This window comes from Gordonia malaquae (assembly GCF_037148075.1).
GTDB classification, from domain to species: Bacteria; Actinomycetota; Actinomycetes; order Mycobacteriales; family Mycobacteriaceae; genus Gordonia; species Gordonia malaquae.
In genome coordinates, this window is the sequence record NZ_JBBCUB010000003.1 from 83,795 (window position 1) to 101,194 (window position 17,400).

13 protein-coding genes are annotated in these 17,400 nt (G+C 68.2%); 11 read left to right on the plus strand and 2 right to left on the minus strand.

Translation table 11 applies throughout. The annotated features are described in order from the left end of the window. Nucleotides 1-44: 44 nt before the first annotated feature. The 10 genes from WFK36_RS12400 (at nt 45) to WFK36_RS12445 (ending at nt 13,086) form a co-directional block, all read left to right on the plus strand. Nucleotides 45-1,553, plus strand: coding sequence for a flavin-containing monooxygenase (locus WFK36_RS12400; RefSeq protein ID WP_336792028.1), 1,509 nt, complete (start codon nt 45-47; stop codon nt 1,551-1,553). After that, nucleotides 1,546-2,445 (plus strand): alpha/beta fold hydrolase, encoded by a 900-nt coding sequence (locus WFK36_RS12405; protein WP_336792029.1) that lies wholly within the window; start codon nt 1,546-1,548, stop codon nt 2,443-2,445. The genes WFK36_RS12400 and WFK36_RS12405 overlap by 8 nt, the downstream gene beginning before the upstream one ends. Continuing rightward, nucleotides 2,442-3,842, plus strand: a complete 1,401-nt coding sequence (locus WFK36_RS12410; protein WP_336792030.1) for a flavin monoamine oxidase family protein — start codon at nt 2,442-2,444, stop codon at nt 3,840-3,842. The genes WFK36_RS12405 and WFK36_RS12410 overlap by 4 nt, the downstream gene beginning before the upstream one ends. Next, a complete protein-coding gene (locus WFK36_RS12415; protein WP_336792031.1) occupies nt 3,839-5,266 on the plus strand; it encodes an APC family permease in 1,428 nt (475 codons plus the stop codon). Before WFK36_RS12410 ends, WFK36_RS12415 begins: the two co-directional genes overlap by 4 nt. Before the next feature lie 65 nt (nt 5,267-5,331). Continuing rightward, a complete protein-coding gene (locus WFK36_RS12420) occupies nt 5,332-5,976 on the plus strand; it encodes a hypothetical protein (RefSeq protein WP_336792033.1) in 645 nt (214 codons plus the stop codon). Further along, a complete protein-coding gene (locus WFK36_RS12425; protein WP_336792034.1) occupies nt 5,969-7,330 on the plus strand; it encodes a glutamine synthetase family protein in 1,362 nt (453 codons plus the stop codon). Before WFK36_RS12420 ends, WFK36_RS12425 begins: the two co-directional genes overlap by 8 nt. Then, a complete protein-coding gene (locus tag WFK36_RS12430) occupies nt 7,327-8,088 on the plus strand; it encodes a gamma-glutamyl-gamma-aminobutyrate hydrolase family protein (RefSeq protein WP_336792035.1) in 762 nt (253 codons plus the stop codon). The genes WFK36_RS12425 and WFK36_RS12430 overlap by 4 nt, the downstream gene beginning before the upstream one ends. After that, on the plus strand, nt 8,085-10,508 hold the full coding sequence (locus tag WFK36_RS12435; RefSeq protein WP_419717487.1) for an AMP-binding protein: 2,424 nt from the start codon (nt 8,085-8,087) through the stop codon (nt 10,506-10,508). The genes WFK36_RS12430 and WFK36_RS12435 overlap by 4 nt, the downstream gene beginning before the upstream one ends. Next, nucleotides 10,505-11,623, plus strand: a complete 1,119-nt coding sequence (locus WFK36_RS12440; protein ID WP_336792037.1) for a Zn-dependent alcohol dehydrogenase — start codon at nt 10,505-10,507, stop codon at nt 11,621-11,623. Before WFK36_RS12435 ends, WFK36_RS12440 begins: the two co-directional genes overlap by 4 nt. Then, nucleotides 11,620-13,086, plus strand: coding sequence for an aldehyde dehydrogenase family protein (locus WFK36_RS12445; RefSeq protein WP_336792038.1), 1,467 nt, complete (start codon nt 11,620-11,622; stop codon nt 13,084-13,086). The genes WFK36_RS12440 and WFK36_RS12445 overlap by 4 nt, the downstream gene beginning before the upstream one ends. Nucleotides 13,087-13,108: 22 nt before the next feature. On the opposite strand, the gene WFK36_RS12450 is transcribed toward WFK36_RS12445, so the two are convergent. Beyond that, nucleotides 13,109-14,329 (minus strand): PucR family transcriptional regulator, encoded by a 1,221-nt coding sequence (locus tag WFK36_RS12450; protein ID WP_336792039.1) that lies wholly within the window; start codon nt 14,327-14,329, stop codon nt 13,109-13,111. A gap of 233 nt (nt 14,330-14,562) precedes the next feature. Between WFK36_RS12450 and WFK36_RS12455 the strand changes: the two genes are divergently transcribed. Then, entirely contained in the window at nt 14,563-15,495 is a 933-nt protein-coding gene (locus WFK36_RS12455) for a DUF389 domain-containing protein (protein ID WP_336792040.1), read from the plus strand. A 48-nt stretch (nt 15,496-15,543) separates the two neighbouring features. Here WFK36_RS12455 and WFK36_RS12460 read toward each other — a convergent pair whose 3' ends face one another. Continuing rightward, complete coding sequence (locus tag WFK36_RS12460) at nt 15,544-17,307, minus strand: ATP-binding protein (protein WP_336792042.1); 1,764 nt, start codon at nt 17,305-17,307, stop codon at nt 15,544-15,546. Nucleotides 17,308-17,400: the final 93 nt, after the last annotated feature.

Here is a 17,400-nt window from a genome sequence, read left to right on the forward strand (position 1 = left end):
ACCAAGTGACTACCGACACAGCGTCACCACCGAAAGGGCTCACGATGAAGACACTCCCGCAGACCGAAGAATTCGACATCGTCATCGTCGGTGCCGGTATCTCCGGTATCGGCGCCGCGAAGTACATCACCGAGGCGTTCCCGGGCAAGCGGGTGGTGATCCTCGAGGGCCGCGCGAACATCGGCGGTACGTGGGATCTGTTCAAGTACCCGGGCATCCGCTCGGACAACGGGCTGCACACCTTCGGCTACGAGTTCAAGGCCTGGACCGACCCGGACGCGATCGCGGAGGCCCCGAAGATCCTGCACTACCTGCAGGAGACGCTCGACGAGTTCGATCTCAATCGGCTGCTCCGATTCGAGCACTCCGTGCGGCGCGCCTCATGGTCGAGCGAGGACGCCCGCTGGACCCTCGACGTGAGCACTCCCGACGGCGACCGGCGCATCGCCACGAACTGGATCTTCGCCGGGACCGGCTACTACCGCTACGACGAGGGTTACACCCCGCACTTCGAGGGTCGAGAAGACTTCAAGGGCGACATCGTCCACCCCCAGCACTGGCCCGAGGACTACGACTACGCCGGGAAGAAGGTCGTGGTCGTCGGCAGCGGCGCGACAGCGGTGACGTTGATCCCGTCGATGCTGAATCACGAGGGCGCCGCGGCGCACGTCACCATGCTGCAGCGCACGCCGACCTACGTGGTGCCGTGGCCCAAGGTCGACAGCTTCGCCCAACTGCTCAGCCGAGTGTTCGGCGAGCAGCGCGGCTACGCGATGACCCGGTTCTTCAACATCTGGAGCGACCTCGCCCAGGTCAAGCTCATGCGCGCCTTCCCGAAGCTCACCCGCACGATCATCCGGCGCGTCAACGCCACATCCCTTCCGGAGGGCTACGACGTCGACACGCACTTCAACCCGCCGTACGACCCCTGGGATCAGCGCCTGTGCCTGTGCCCCGACGGCGACTTCTTCGAGGCGCTCAGCACCGGCGCCGCCTCCATCACGACCGACCGGATCGAACGGTTCACCGAATCCGGGATCGCACTCGAATCGGGTGAGCACCTCGACGCCGACCTCATCGTCACGGCGACCGGACTGAACATGCGTTTGCTCGGCGGCATCGACTTCGACGTCGACGGCGCCCCGATCCACCTTCCGGACACGGTCGCCTACCGCGGAGCGTTGCTCTCGGGGGTCCCCAACGTGGCCATCTCGATCGGTTACACGACGTCCGCGTGGACTCTGAAAGTCGGGATCCTCGCCCGCTACTTCTGCGACCTCGTCAAGCACATGGACGCCTTCGGGTACGACAGCGTCCGCGTCGAAGCCGACCCAGCCATGGAGCGTCGGCCGATCGTGGACCTGAGTTCCGGCTACGCCCAGCGCGCCCGCGACGTCATCCCCAAGCAGGGCACGGGTCTGTTCCAGATGTCGATGTCGTACCAGCAGGACGCGAAGATCCTCCGCGGCCCGCTGCTCGACGACGCCCTGGTGTTCGGCTCCACGACGGACGACGCGGCACCGTCGACGGAGAAGGAGGCCGTCCGTGTCTGAGCACACCGAGGACAGGTTCGCCCAGCTCCCGGGCGGCATCCGTGTCTGCTATCGGATGGACGGCCAGTTCGGCGCACCGCCCGTGCTGCTCATCGCCGGCCTCGCCGAGGACTTGACTACCTGGTCGGATCGATTCGTGTCGGCGCTGACCGCCACGGGGTTCCTCGTGATCCGCATGGACAACCGAGACTGCGGCCGGTCGACGTATGCGACGACACCGCCGCCGAACACACTGCAGCAACTGCTCGGCAAGGCCCGCCCCGATGCCTACACGCTGACGGACATGGCGGACGACGCGGCCCGGCTGATCGATCATCTCGGGATCAGCCGCACACACATCGTCGGGCGGTCGATGGGTGGCATGATTGCGCAGACCGTGGCCGCGCGGCATCCCGAACTGACCGCGTCGCTGACATCGCTGTACTCCACCACCGGTGATCGGAAGGTCGGACAGCCGGCGCCGTCGACCATGGCACTCATCGCGAGTCCTCCCCCGCGCGACCGAGTGGGCGCCGTCCGTGCGCACCTGCGGATGACGTCGCACCTCGCCAGCAGGGCGTACCCGATCGACGAGGTCGAGGAGGCGGCGCACGCCGTCACCACCTGGAACCGCACCGCAGGCGACGGTGTCGCCGGAACGGCCCGGCAGATCCAGGCGATCGCCGCGTCAGGCGACCGCACCGCCGAGCTGGCACGGATCACCGCGCCCACGTTGGTGATCAACGGCGACCGCGATCTCATCGTCGCACCGTCGGGCGGCGATGCGACGGCCGCCGCGATCCCCCACGCTCGCCAGATCGTGATCCCGGGCATGGGCCATCATCTTCCCGACGCGCTCGCCCTGCGTATCGCGGACCACGTCGTCTCGCACATCGAGAAGGTGGCGGCATGACCGAGCAGCGCACCGTCGACGCCGTGGTGATCGGCGCCGGGATCTCCGGGCTGACAGCGGCGCGGCGGCTCACACAGACCGGACGTTCCGTAGCGGTGATCGAGGCCGGCGACCGCGTCGGCGGCCGGACGATGAACCTGCAGGTGACCGACGGCGTGATCACCGAGGGCGGCGGCCAGTGGGTCGGTCCCGGACAAGATCGCGTCCTCGCATTGATCGACGAACTCGGCCTCACCACGTTCAAGACCTTCATCAACGGCAAATCGATCTACCACCGCCGCGGCCGGTCCAAGCGCTACGACGGAACGATCCCGCCGATGAGCCCACTCGCGATCGCCGACTTCGCCCAGTTGCAACTGCGGCTCGAGCGGATGGCGAAATCGATTCCCCTCGAAGCACCGTGGACGGCGCGCCGGGCGCAAGAGTGGGACGCGACCACCTTCGGCCGCTGGATCGACGAGCACTCGTTCACCGCTGAGGCCAGGGAGATGTTCACGATGGCCTTCACCGTGACCAATGCGGAGGACCTGCACAGCACCTCGCTGCTGGTCCAGCTCGCGCGGATCAAGGGTGGTGGCGGCATCGATCACGCCATCAACATCACCGACGGTGCCCAGGAATCGCGCGTGGTGGGCGGCACGGCGGCGCTCGCCGACCGCATGGCCGCCGACCTCGGGCCGTCCGTAGTGCTCGACTCCCCCGTGTCCGACGTCCACCAGGATGCCGACGGTGTGCTCGTCCGATCCGCGCGACTCGACGTCCGCGCGGACCGCGTCATCGTCGCGATGTCGCCAGGGGACGCCGCGCGCATCCGGTTCACGCCCGACCTCCCGACTCGGCGCAGCATGCTGCAGCGCCGATGGAGCAGCGGATCGGAGAACAAACTGTTCGCCGTCTACAACCGCCCCTTCTGGCGCGACCAGGGATTGAACGGCCAGGCCGTCTCCGACCTGCCTGTCGCGAACTACGTGGTCGACAACTCACCGCCGGATGCGAGCGCCGGAATCCTGCTGACCTTTCACGGCACCGCGGGTGCGGGCCGCGGTCAGCACTGGACCGACGCGATTCTCGACGATCCCGCTGCCCGCCGCGACGCCTTCCTGGCCGACCTGGTCACCCTGTTCGGGCCCGAGGCCGCGAACCCCGTGGCGTACCTGGAGAAGGACTGGACCCACGAGCCGTGGATAAGCGGCTGCGTCGGTTCCCGCGCGCCCGGATCACTGACCCAGTACACCGACGCGGACCGTCGGCCGATCGGGCGGATCCATTGGGCCGGAACGGAGACGGCGATCCTGAACCAGGGCTACATCGACGGTGCCGTCAGCGCAGCGGAACGTGCCGCTTCGGAGGTCCTCACCGCCGCGGGCGCCCGGGTCGGCGGGATCGTGATCTCATGACGCAACAGCGCGCAGTGCAGGCACCAGATGCCAGCACCGGCCTCGAACGCACTCTCGGGGTGCCGCAGATCGTCTTCATGGTGGTGGCTTTCGCCGCGCCCCTCACGGTCTTCGCCGGCCTGATCCCACTCATGCTCGGTACCGGGAACGGTATCGGGACACCCGTCGACTTCGTGATCGTCGGAATCGTGCTGGTGCTGTTCACCGTCGGCTACTCCGCGATGACCCCCGAGGTCCGGAACGCAGGTGCCTTCTACTCGTACGTCCAGCGCGGCCTCGGCACCACCGTCGGGCTCGGCGCCGCAGCACTCGCCCTGGTCACCTACGCCGTCCTGATCGTCTCCGTGACCGGATACCTCGGCGCCGCCGCCCGCAACGTGATCGTCACGTTCACCGGGGTGTCGGTGCCGTGGTGGATCCTCTCCGCCGCCGGGCTCGCGGCGATCGGCTACCTGGGCTACCGCAACGTCGAGGTGAGCGCCCGTGTGCTCGGCGTGCTGCTGGTCGCGGAGATCGGGATCGTCGCGCTGGTCGACCTCGCGATCGTGTTCCGCGGCGGCGCGGACGGACTCTCTGCCGAGCCGCTTTCCTGGGGCGCTTTCACGAGCGGCGCCACCGGAACCGGGATCATGTTCGCGGTCTTCGGGTTCGTCGGCTTCGAGGCGACTGCGGTGTTCCGCTCCGAGGCGAAGGACCCCGACCGCACCGTTCCCCGCGCCACCTACATCTCGGTGATTCTCATCGCCGTGATCTACGCCTTCTCCTCGTGGGCGATGATCAACGGGCTCGGGGTGGCCCGCGCCGCCGATCTCGCCGCCCAGGACCCCGAGGGGCTCGCGCCCGGGCTCGCGACACGCTATGTCTCACAGTTCGCGCACGACGTGGTGCAAGTACTTCTGGTCACCAGCTTCTTCGCGTGCATCCTCACCGCGCACAACGTGGTGTCGCGATACCTCTTCGCCCTCGGCCGGCAGGGCGCCCTGCCGCTGAGTCTCGGTGCGGTGCACCCCGCACACCGGTCGCCGCACGTCGCGTCGCTGCTCACTTCGGCGGTGATAGGCGTACTCGTCGCGGTCACGGCGATCGCCGCCCTCGACCCCGTCACGCAGGTCTACGCGTGGTTCGGCGGCGCCGGGACGCTCGGGCTGATCACGCTACTGGCCCTCACCTCGGCCGCGATAGTGGTGCACTTCCTCCGGTCGCGGACGACGAGCCTGTGGCGCGGCACCATCGCTCCGGTCCTCGCACTCGCCGCACTCGGGGCGATCCTGGTGCTGGTCGTGAGCAACTTCGACGTACTCATCGGCTCGGCCACCCTCGCCGACGCCTTCCTCGCCGTACTGACCGCCGCGTTCGTCGCCGGCCTCGTGTGGGCTCTCGCGCTGCGCCGCAACCGGCCGGACGTGTACGCGACCCTCGAATGACAGCTCGCACGACTCCGGCCGCGTCGCCGGAAACGCCCTCCCCCACTACCCGATTAGGACACGCCATGCAAACCACCACCCGTCCGACCCCGGTCACGGACGACGCCCGGGTCGTCATCGACGACGATGCCACGCCGATCGTCCGGCTGATCGGCCGTACGCTCCGCGACGCGGACCGGCTGGGCCACGCCCCCGACGTCCTCGGGCGCGCCGCGGGCACCGTCGCCGTCCGCTCGCACAACACCCCGCAGGCCGCCACCGTCGCCTTCGCCGATGGTGCCGTCACCGTCACGGGCGGCGTGTTCGCCCCGACCGACGCGACGGTGGTCGTCGACCTCGACAACCGCCTGGCGCGAAAGGGATCCGACGGTGACCCCGAGCTCGCGGACGCGATGCTCCGGGCCCTGCAGGTCCCGCTGCCCGAATGGCGTGAGGCGGCCGCCCGGTTCTGGGGCATCACCCGCGGAATCCACGGAATACCGGACGTGCTGCTCGCTGTGGCGACGGGTCCGGACGGCCGCGAGGAGGCCCGCTTCGGATCGGGCCCCTCGGCCTACCGCATCGTCGGCACCCCCGACGCGCTCGCCGGCGTGTTCACCGGCACCGATTTCCTCTTCACCGCTCTCGAACGCGGCCTACGCGTCCAAGGGAGCATGGCCCAGCTCTCGACCATGACCGCCGCATCTTGGAAGGCCCGCTACGATGTCTGATCTCACCGCTGTCACCCCCACTGGCTCGCCGGTCAAGGCCTACCGCGTCGAGGCAACCAATCACGACGGCAGCTTCATGGGCAAGAACGTCACCCCGGCGAAGTTCGACTCCGGCCGCACGTCCGGTTTCGCCTTCGCCGACGTCCTCTTCGCCATCGACTTGGGCACCGACATCGTCTTCGGCGATCCCTACCCCGAGTGGCGAGGCAACCTCTACGACATCTCGCTGCAGCCCGACATGAACACCCTGGTCGAGTGGAAGCCGGGCGTGCAGTCGGTGATCGGCGACTTCTGGCTCCGGGACGGCAGCCCCAATCCGATCTGCCCGCGCAACCTCATGCGGCGGCAGATCGACCGCCTCGCGGAGCTCGGCTACACCGCCACCGTCGCGGTGGAGATCGAGAGCACCCTGTTCGAGGAGTCCATCCAGGAGGCCCGCGCCCGCGGCTATCGCGACCTCACGGCCCTCGGCGGCGAGACCGGAGCCACCTACAACCTCGCCCGATCCTCGGACTGGATCGACTACATGGACGCCGTGACCGACCGGCTCGACGAGCTCGGCATCGTCTGGGAGGCGTGGACCGACGAGGCCGCGCCCGGCCAGACCGAGCTCAACATCGCACCCACCGATCCGCTCACCCTCGCCGATTCGTGGGTGCGTACCAAGCAGGTCATGCGTGAGATCGCCTGCGAGCACGGCCGGTCGGTGACTTTCATGGCCAAGCCGACGGCGGGCTTCGGGCAGGGGGCGCACCTGAACATCTCTCTGCAGCGGGACGGCGTCAACCAGTTCTACTCGCCCGACGGACCGTCCGAGACGATGCTGCGGGCCGTCGGCGGCCTGATGGCGACCATGGCGGGAAACACCCTGCTGGCACTGCCCCAGATCACCTCGTACCGCCGTCTCGTCGACGTCTCGGGCCCGCCCACCACCATCAGCTGGGGCGTGAACAACAAGACCGCGGCGCTGCGGGCGATCGCCGGCCACCCGAAGTACTCTCGGCTCGAGTACCGAGTGCCCGGCTCGGACGTCAACCCCTACTACGCGCTCGCCGGCGTCCTCGCCGGCGTCGTCGCGGGGATCGAAAAGGAGTTGGCACCCCCACCGCAGGTCGATGACATGGCCTGGTGCCTGCCCGACGACTGCGGTGTCGCGCGAATCCCAGACTCGATGGCCAAGGCGATCGACGCGTTCGACGGCGACGAGATCCTCCGCGAGTACCTCGGCGACGAGTTCGTCGACTTCTGGACCGCTTCGCGCCGCTGGGAGTGGATGCAGTTCCACACCACCGGCGGCGACCCGTACGCCGAACTCTCCGAGTGGGAGTCCCGACGCTACTTCGAGTTCTCATGAGCCGCCGCCCACTCATCGGGATCACCGGCCGACGATTCGAACTGGGCCTGATCGCGGGATCTGACCCCCGATACGGCAAGGCGTGCATGGACTCGTTCATGTCCGCGTTCGCAACCCGCATCGCGCAGGCCGGCGGCCTGCCGGTGCACCTGCCCTACGATGCCGACCCCGACGACGCCTGCGCATGGCTGTCGGGCGTGGTGATCACCGGCGGGCAGGACGTGCACCCCGACCGCTGGGGAGGCGACACCTCCGTCGTCCGGGACGTGGACCCGCGCACCGACACCAATGCGCACGACCCGGAACGCGACGAGTACGAGTTCGCCCTCACCCGCGCAGCCGTCGATCGCGGCATCCCACTGCTCGGCGTGTGCCGGGGACTGCAGGTGCTCAACACCGCACTCGGCGGGACGCTGATCTCGGACCTGCCACCCGGGCCGATCCCGCACCTGTCCCCGCAGTCCGCACCGACCGACGGCGACGCCGTCCACGTGGTGCGGTTCGAACCAGGCTCGACCGCCGCGCGCGTGTTCGGGTCCAGCATGACGACGAACTCGTGGCACCACCAGGCTGTCGACCGCTGCGGCACCGGTCTGATCGTCACGGGCCGCACCTCCGACGGAGTCGTCGAAGCGGTGGAGGCGCCCGGTGCGCCGATCCTCGGGGTGCAGTGGCACCCCGAGTGGATGAACAGCGACGACCCGGCGATGAGCTGGATCGTCGACGAATCGAAGAGCCGACAGGAGCTCCGACAGTGACCACACTTGACATCGAAGAGACCGGGCGGCGGATCGCCGTCGACTCGAGTCGCCTCGCGGACGAGCCGCAGATCGGCACCGTCACCGGTCTTCTGACCGACGGCGCGGCTCGCATGCCGGGCGCGGAACTGCTGCGATTCGGTGGCGAATCGTGGACGTATGAGCATGTCGACGCGGCGTCGTCGAGGCTCGCGCACATGCTGATCGCAGTTCACGGCATCGCCCCCGGCGACCGGGTCGCGATCATGTTGCCGAACGTCACGGGCTGGCCGCTCACCTGGTTCGCGGTGCTCAAAGCCGGCGCGGTCGCGGTGCCCGTCAACTCCGCCTACCGCGCGGCAGACCTGCGCTTCGTGCTGGAGGACTCCGGCACCCGTGTGATCGTGACCGACGCGGATCACCTCCCGCTGGTACACGAGGTGATCGCGAGCAGTTCCGCCTTGATCGGCGTCGCCGCCGTCGACATCGCGGAGAGCAGCGGCGCCGAGCACCCGTCCACCGCACCCACCGTGGACATCCGCCCGGACACCCTCGCGAACCTCCAGTACACCTCGGGCACCACCGGCTTTCCGAAGGCGTGCATGCTGACGCACGACTACTGGACTCGGATCGGCTGGACGTGCGCCGGAGCGGCAGGCCTCGGTCCCGACGACGTGCTGCTGACGGCGCAACCGTTCTCGTACATGGACCCCCAGTGGAACACCGTGATGGCGTTGACGACCGGCGCGCCGCTGGTGGTGCTGCCGAAGTTCTCGGCGTCCGGCTTCATGCGTGACGTGCGCCGCCACGGAGCGACGTTCTGCTACGTGCTCGGCTCGATGCCGACGTTGCTGTTCAAGCAGCCACCCGGCCCGGAGGACCGCGACAACCGGCTCCGGGGCGTGTTCTGCTCCGCGATCCCCGTGGCGCTGCACGCCGCGCTGGAGGAGCGCTGGGGCGCGCCCTGGCGAGAGGTCTACGGCATGACGGAGAGCGGCATAGACCTGTTCAGCCCGTTCCCGGACACCGCCGCCGTCGGCAGCGGGACTCTCGGACATCCCGTGCCCACCAAGCAGGTCCGGATCGTCGACACCGACGGCGCCGAGGTCCCGGCCGGGACACCGGGCGAGCTGACCGTGGCCGGCGTGCCGATGATGCTCGGCTACTGGAACCGCCCCGAGGAGACCGCACGAACTCTGCGTGACGGCCACCTGCACACCGGTGACCTTGCAGTCAAGGACGAGCGCGGCGGGATTCGCCTCGTGGGTCGCCTCAAGGACATGGTGCGGCGAGGCGGGGAGAACGTGGCGGCCGCGGAGGTGGAGGCGGCGCTCGAGCGCGACGACGCCGTGGTCGCGACCGCCGTGGTCGCCGAACCCGACGACGTGCTCGGCGAGGAGGTCAAAGCCTTCGTTCAGGTCGCCGCGAGTGTCGCCGAGGATCGGTCGACCGCCGAGGCGATCGTCGCCCGCGTCGCCGAGGGCCTCGCCCGCTTCAAGGTTCCGCGCTACGTCGAGTTCGTCGCGGACTTCCCGCGCACCCCGTCCGAGCGGGTGTCCAAACCAGTACTCAAAGCCCGCGCCGCGCAGGCCCCCGGCACCGTGCACGACCTGCGCGCGCCGGTACCGTCGAACAAGGAGAACCAGGTGGAGAACACCGACCAGGCGACCGAGAACGTGCTCGTCGAGGTGACTAGGGAGGTCGCCGTCATCACGCTGCGCCGCCCCGAGAAGCTCAACGCGCTCACTGCGCCGATGCGCAGGCGCCTGTCCGCGCTGATCCGCGAGTACGGAGCCGGCGACAAGGCACGGGGCATCGTGCTCACCGGGACCGGACGCGCGTTCAGCGCGGGTGAGGACCTCGCGGCCGCACCCACATCCTTCGAAGAGATGCGGGAGAGCTTCGAGAGCTTCCACGACGTGACCCGCGCCGTGATCGAGACCCGGGTCCCCGTGATCGCGGCGATCAACGGCATCGCCGTGGGCGGCGCGTCGGAGATCACCCTGTGCTGCGACGCCAGGTTCGGCACGCCGCAGACGGAGTACTACCAGCCGGAGAACGGACGCGGCCTCACGGTCTCCAACGCGTCCAGCATCCTGCTGCCTCGTATCGTCCGCAGCCACGCGATGCGGATGGTCCTGGCCTCCGAGCGGATCGGCGCCGACGAGGCACTGGAGATCGGCCTGCTCGACGAAATCGTCGAACCGGAAGCACTGCTGGACCGCGCCGTCGACACCGTGCACGCGTGGACCCCCGAGGGCGTCAACAACACCGCCCTGCACCTCGAGCTGCTGCGGCCGTCGATCGAGGAGATCGAGAGCGCCTTCGAGCGCGAGGACGCGGCGGCCGACGAGTCCTGGAACAGCGGCGCGTTCACCGCCGGCGTCCAGGGCTTCTGGAACGCACGCACACCCGCCACCGTGAACGGAGCGAACCGATGATCACCACCCGCGCCGCCGTGCTCACCGAGGTGGGCCGACCCCTGCTGTTGACCGATATCCACGTCGATGATCCAGAGCCGCACGAGGTCCGCGTCGCCGTCACGCACGTGGGGCTGTGCCACAGCGACCTGCACTACATGACCGGCACCGTCGAATCCGAGATCCCGGTCGTCGTCGGGCACGAGGTCGCGGGCGTCGTCGAGTCGGTCGGCTCCGCCGTCACCGACCTGAAGCCGGGCGACCGCGTGACCAGCGCGCTGACCCCGTCGTGCGGGCAGTGCGCGAACTGCAACGCCGGCCGGTCCACCCAGTGTCAGCGGCAGACGGAGATCCGGCGCAGGCCGCGGCCCGCGTACTCGCTTCCCGATGGGACGCCCGTGGCCCGCCTCGGCGACGTGGGCGCGTTCTCCGAGCACATCCTTCTCCGCGCGAACGCCGCCGTGAAGCTGCCCGACGACGTGCCCACCCGCGTCGGCTGCCTGCTGTCCTGCTGCATCGTGACCGGCGTCGGCGCGGTGTTCCGCGGGGCGCAGGTGCGCCCGGGTTCCACCGTCGCGGTGATCGGTTGCGGCGGAGTCGGTTCGGCCATCATCCAGGGCGCGCGGCTGGCCGGCGCGTCCGCGATCGTCGGCATCGACCTCGACGACGCCCGGCTCAAGGCCGCGCACGAGTACGGCGCCACGCACACCATCAACGGTGCGGGCGACGTGCGGGCCGAGATCACCGAACTTCTCGGCGACGGCGTGGACTACGCCTTCGAGGCAGTCGGGTCGGCGCGCACCGCCGCGACCGCGCTCGCGATCGTGCGGGCCACCGGCACCGCGTGCCTGGTGGGCATCGCACCCGACGGCACCGACGTGCCCGTCCCCGCCTCCGACTTCTTCTTCAGCGAGAAGCGGCTGATCGGCTCATACATGGGCTCCGGCCAGGCGCGTGAGGACATCGGGCAGTTCGCCCGCCTCTACCAGCGGGGCCGACTCCTGCTCGACGAGATGGTCACGGACGTCATCCCGTTCGAGGCGATCAACGAGGGCTTCGAGGCCATGAAATCGGGCGATGTCACGCGGATCGTCGTCGCCATGCCCACCAGTTCCGAGACCGAGGTGACCCAGTGACCGCTGAATCCACCACCACCCTCGCCCAGCCCCGCAGCTACATCGCCGGGGAGTGGGTCGAATGCGAGACGCTCGACACGTGGAACGTCGACCCGAACACCGGTGAGCCCGTACACCGCACGGTGACCACCACCCACGCCGGTCTGGACCGGGCGCTGGACCTCGCGCAGCGCGTCTACGACGCGACGGATTTCACCGCCGACGACGTACGGATCGAGCGCGCCGAGGCGCTGGAGCGGGCAGCGACGAACGTCGAGCAGCGGCTCGAGGAGATCGCGAGGGTCGACGCCCTCACCAGTGGCACGGCGATCGGCGCCACCCGCAAGCTCGCGGCGTTCCTCCCCCACCGCCTGCGTGGCGCGGCCGCCGAGGCGAGGAACATCGCCCGCGTCACCGCACTCTCCGCGGGCGGCCGCGACGTCCGGTTGCACCGGATCCCGTGGGGCCCCGCGGCGATCCTCACCCCGTGGAACGGGCCGAGCTTCATCCCGGCTGCGAAAGCGGCCAGCGCGATCGCCGCGGGCTGCCCCGTCATTCTCAAGCCGTCTGAGCACGCGCCCGCCAGCGCGCAGGTGATCGCCGAGTGCTTCGTCGACGCCGGCCTGCCCGAAGGTGCCCTTCAGCTCGTGCACGGCACCGGCGACATCGGCGCCGCACTGACGGGCGACCGCCGTGTCCAGGTGGTCTCGTTCACAGGCGGCCCGGGCGCGGGCCGGGCGATCGCCCGGGCGGCCGCGGAGGACTTCAAGGTTCTGCAGCTGGAGTTGGGCGGAAACAACCCCGTGATCGTGCTCGACGACGCCGACCTCGACGTGACCGCCGACGGGATCCTCACGGGCATGACGAACCTCAACGGACAATGGTGCGAGGGCCCGGGCAAAGTGCTCGCGCCGCAGCACCTCGTGCAGCCGCTCCGCGAGACGCTGGGCGAACGCATCGCGAAGCTGCGGATCGGGCACTCGCTGGACGAGGCCACCGACATCGGCCCCATCTCCAACGAGCCGCACTACCGTACCCTCCGGCAGCGGATCGACGGCCTGCGCGCACTCGGAGCCGAGGTCGACCAGCCGGGCGAGCTGCCAGACCTGGCCGGCTTCTTCCTGTCTCCCACCGTCGCCACCGGGTCCGACCCCTACCGCACGACGGCGGAGCTGTTCGGGCCGGTCGTCTCGCTGCACGGCGTGGGCTCCGAGGAGGAAGCGCTGCAGGCGGCGAACGCGCACCCGTCAGGACTGGACGCGTACGTCTTCGGCACCGACACCGATCACGCGATCGCCGTCGGCGCACGGGTCAAGTCCGGCGAGGTTCGCGTCAACGGCGCGAAGGTCGCCGACCTCGGCGACGACTCCGCGCAGAGCTTCTGGGGGCCGTCCGGCATCGGTGGGCACGGCCCGGCCGAATCGATCCGGGTGTTCTGCGGCGACCGGGTGGTCGGTGTGGACTCACCCGATCTGCCGATGTAGGCCCAGTGGGACGCCGCGAGTGTCAGGCGCGCAGTTGCACCAGCATCAGCGCGGCGACGACGCTCGCGGCGTTCTCCGCGAGCGGCGCGGGCAGGAGTTGGTCGGCCCGTGCCAGCCTCCGCTCGACAGTGTTCCTGTGCGTGAACAGGCGCTCGGCGGCTGCGGAGCCGTTGAACCGCTCTTGGACGTAGGTGAGCACGGTCTCGCGTAGCGCGGGGTCGGCCGTAGCCAGGTCGCCCAGTGTGTCGGCAACGAACTGATCTGCCTGCGCCATGTCGGCTGTGAGCACCGAGACCAGGGCGACGTCCTCGTAGCGCACGACGGTCCGATTCGAACCCAATCGGGCCAGCATGCGCTGCGCGGACGCCGCGTCGAGGTGGCTGCGGCGAAAACCTTCGAGGTCTTGGCCCGGCCGACCGAAAGCGAGGTGGATGCCCGGAGTGTCGGCGACGATCTCTTCAGCGACCTCGGCGGGTGGGACCACGTGTGCAGGCACCCACACCCACAGGGCGGAGCTGCTCGCGTTGAGTGTGAGCCTGCGTCCGGCCCCGCACATCCGCATCACCGCCTCCGCCGCGGTGTCGAGACCCGCCGCCTCCTCCGCTGAATCGCTCCAGATGATCGTGGCCACGTGATGCCCCGTCAGGGCGTAGCCGAGACGCGATTCCGCCCGGGCACGACCGATCGGCGCGCCTTCGAGCAGCAGCTGTACGGTGGCGTGCCGTTCCGCGTTGGCCCCCTTGGCGAGGTCGGCCCGGTCCTGCTCCACGAACTCGTCGAGCGCAGCGATCGAGTCGTCTATGAACGTCGACATCGAGCGCTCGGACACCTTCATCAGTTCCCGCAGCTCGTCGATGTCGGTTGTGGCGGCGAAACAGCCGTCGACCCACATCGCCCACGCCCCGTGCTGAGCGCCGCGCCAGGAACCCAGGTCGTGCAGATCAAGCCCACGGCGCACCACGTCTCGGGCGAACTGCAATATCTCCGGATCCATGCTTGGAGAAACCCGCATTCCCGGATCCTGGATGTTCGCGGACAGCCAGTGCAGCATGTTTGTCCGGTTCATCCGCCGGTCTGCGTCCAGCAGTTGCGGATCGTCGAGCAGGGCACGGTAGTCCGCGGATTCGTGCGCCGCCGCCGACACCTCTTCCGCGGCCGTGTCGGCCGCGGCGAGCATGCGCTCGGCCACAGACCGGATGAGCGCCGAGATGCGCACGCTCGGACGCAGCCACGCTTTTTCCACCGTCACACTGTAGCGCTGCGCAGGTTCGGTCGGTTCGGCTCGAGGACGCTACTGCAGTTCGGACAGCCTGCCTAGTGCAGCCCGAGCGCCGTCCTCGTCGATCAGACGCTGCCCGCCTGCTCGACCGCCGGCTACGACTCCGGCCACCTCCGGATACCGGACCTCGCTACGATTGTCGGGCGATGGAGTTGTCCTTCTGGTCGCGCCGCCGCCTGACCGGAGGAGAACGTACGATGTTGCACCTGCGCGTCACCTCTCCGAGTGACCGCTCATCGCACGTTCTGCGCATACTCACCGAGGAACGCGGCGCCACACACGTGACGCTGGCCGTCGGCGTCTCGGTCGATCCGGCCGGTGACGTCATCGAGGCAGATGTGACGCGCGGCTGCGCCAACGACGTCCTGAGTGCGTTGACGGAGTTGGACATCGCAAGAACGGGCAGCATCACTATCGAGCCCACCGGCACCGTTCTCTCTGACGCCGCGGACCGAGCTGACCGCGCATCGCGCACGCGCTCGGACGAAGCGGTGGTGTGGGATCAGCTGCTCGCCCACATGCGCGCAGGCGCCCGACTGACGCCCGTTTTCATGGTCTTCTTGACGATTGCGTTCCTGTTGTCAGCGGTCGGCATGGCAACAGCCTCTCAGCTCACCCTTGTCGGCGCGATGGTCGTTGGGCCCGAGTTCCGGCCGTTGGCAGCGCTGGCGGTCGGCATCGTCCGACGAGACTCCGAGCTCATGCGGAGCGCCGCACGGACGTTGGCCATCTCGTTCCCCGTAGCGATGGTGGTCACTGCACTGGCCACCCTGCTATGGATACACCTCGGGTGGATCGGCACAGGCGATGTCGAGAACGCACGCGCATTCGACTTCATCTACGAGGTCGGGCCGTTCTCGCTGGTAGTAGCACTGCTGGCGGGAGCGGCGGGAATGTTGGCTCTCGTCACCAGCACCTCCACCGTGCTGGTCGGAGTGTTCATCTCAGTGACGACGGTTCCCGCCGCAGGCCTGGCGGTCGTCGCGATGTTCGCCGGTAAGTGGAACGTCGCGCTGAGCTCTTTCGGTCAGCTCAGCGTGAATCTGATCGGGATCGTCGCCGCCGGAGTCGTAGTCCTGCTGGTGTTGCAACGCATCGGCCGCAGGGGTCAGCTCAAACGCGCCTCATGACCAAGCCCCTCAGCCCGAGCCATATCCGCGATCTTCGATAGATAGATATCAGCGCGAGGCGACGGTCCACCTCACCGGCCGATGTCCGCGCCCGGAGACAGCACCGACGGCACTGAGTTGACTGAGCGCGTAACGCACTTGCCGCTCTGTCAAGGTGCTCGCAGCAATCAGTTCGGCCACCGTGAGACCGGCAGCAGAGCCACTGAGTAGAGCGACCACCTCGTCGCCGTTCGGTACAGCACTCTGCTGACTCGACTCTGGTTGTGCCGCGGCTGCACTCTGATCGGAGACGACAGCGACGTCGAGGACATCGTCCGGGGAGAGATCCAGCGTGCCGGAGAGTCGATATCGTGCACCGCCACGTTCGCCTGCGACAACAGCGAGACCTCTGCTGACGAGATCCTGCAGAAGCGACGTCGCCTCTCGCGAGTCGATCTGATCGAACTCGCGCCGCACCATGCGATTCGTCCACTCTTGGCCGTGGTGCATCGATGCGAGGATGACTCGTTGTTCTTCGGTGAGCCTGTGCCCGGCCGCCGCCGTGGTCAACCAGCTCAGATCACGATCCGAAAGGAGACGCCGACGCGACACGACGGCGGTGAAAGACACCCCGGAGTCATGGAATTTCAGCGGTTTGAGGCCTGCGGCTCGCATTCGCTCTCGCGCCTCGCGAATACCTCCACCCTCGCCTTCGATCACTCGTCCGCCATCGGGAAGCGTCAACTTCTGACACAGCGCGTAGACAGTTTCATTGACCGCATGCTTGCCGCCGAGGTGCCCTAGTTGAGCTGTGGTGATTCCACGGAGGCCTCCCGGATTCGACACCGTGAGCCGGTCTCCGGTCAGACGAACCTCGACTCTCTTGCCGTGCGAGTGCGGACTCAAATCGCGGTGAACGAGCGCATTGCCGATCAGTTCACGGACCGTCACGGAAGGCAGTTCGGATTCGTCTACCGCATCACCGTCGGACCGATAGCCGATCGTGGTGTGCATGTTCCGTCCCACCCAGTCTCTGATCTCTGCGAACATCACCGGCAGTGGTCCCTCGAAGTGCTGCAAGTCGCGGTTCCGCGAGCCCGCTCCAGTGGGCAGCTGAACCGCCGCAGTTGCGGACCACGACGGCAGGAAACGCTGAGGGTACTCGGCGAGAACATATGCCCCCGCGACCGTCAGAAGCCCGTTCTTCGCCACCACTCCTAGATTCCGCAGAAGGACCTCGTCGCTCTTGTCGCGATGGAATGGCGACGCGTTCCGCGCGTTTCGCAGCAGCGTGTCCACATAGACCGAGTCGAGATCGTCGATACCAGAATCGGGAACATGACGAACGTCGTCGCGCACCCACATAGTCGTGTCTAGAGCGGCCTGCCGCTGGCGATCCTGGAGCATCTGCAACTCGACGTCCGACATCGCGTAGTCACCGTCCGCGTACCGGAGATACGCGCGTCCCTGATAGCGGCAGGGCCGCGCAGGCAGCGGAAGTCCTGCCACTTCGCAGACGACGACATTCTGGCCGGACACTCTGTAGTCCGTGAATCGCACGTCAACCGGCGGCTCGACCGCAGTCCGCGCCTGATTCGCGATCCCTTGCTTCATTTCGGAAACGTCCGCGATACCGGTCGGCTCGAAGTTCCGAGCCTCGTCGAGACCGACGACAATCGTTCCACCGTCAGGCATGTTCGCGAAGGCGGACAACGTCTCGCCCAGGGTGGGGACGCCTCCGCGACCCCGCTTCACCTCGCAGTCGGTGGTGTCTCCCTGCTGGTGACGGAGATCCTCGATCAGATCGTGCAGACCTTCAGGGGAGTCAATCATGACACGAACTTACATACACGCTGATGTAAGTTACAAGGATCTATGTAACTACATGTAGCTTCGCGCTGTCCCACTGCCGTCGAGCCACCACTC

Coding starts and splice junctions, on each gene's coding strand:
- WFK36_RS12400 (WP_336792028.1), top strand. CDS start 45: ATGAAGACACTCCCGCAGACCGAAGAATTCGACATCGTCATCGTCGGT.
- WFK36_RS12410 (WP_336792030.1), top strand. CDS start 2,442: ATGACCGAGCAGCGCACCGTCGACGCCGTGGTGATCGGCGCCGGGATC.
- WFK36_RS12415 (WP_336792031.1), top strand. CDS start 3,839: ATGACGCAACAGCGCGCAGTGCAGGCACCAGATGCCAGCACCGGCCTC.
- WFK36_RS12420 (WP_336792033.1), top strand. CDS start 5,332: ATGCAAACCACCACCCGTCCGACCCCGGTCACGGACGACGCCCGGGTC.
- WFK36_RS12425 (WP_336792034.1), top strand. CDS start 5,969: ATGTCTGATCTCACCGCTGTCACCCCCACTGGCTCGCCGGTCAAGGCC.
- WFK36_RS12430 (WP_336792035.1), top strand. CDS start 7,327: ATGAGCCGCCGCCCACTCATCGGGATCACCGGCCGACGATTCGAACTG.
- WFK36_RS12440 (WP_336792037.1), top strand. CDS start 10,505: ATGATCACCACCCGCGCCGCCGTGCTCACCGAGGTGGGCCGACCCCTG.
- WFK36_RS12455 (WP_336792040.1), top strand. CDS start 14,563: ATGTTGCACCTGCGCGTCACCTCTCCGAGTGACCGCTCATCGCACGTT.
- WFK36_RS12460 (WP_336792042.1), bottom strand. CDS start 17,307: ATGATTGACTCCCCTGAAGGTCTGCACGATCTGATCGAGGATCTCCGT.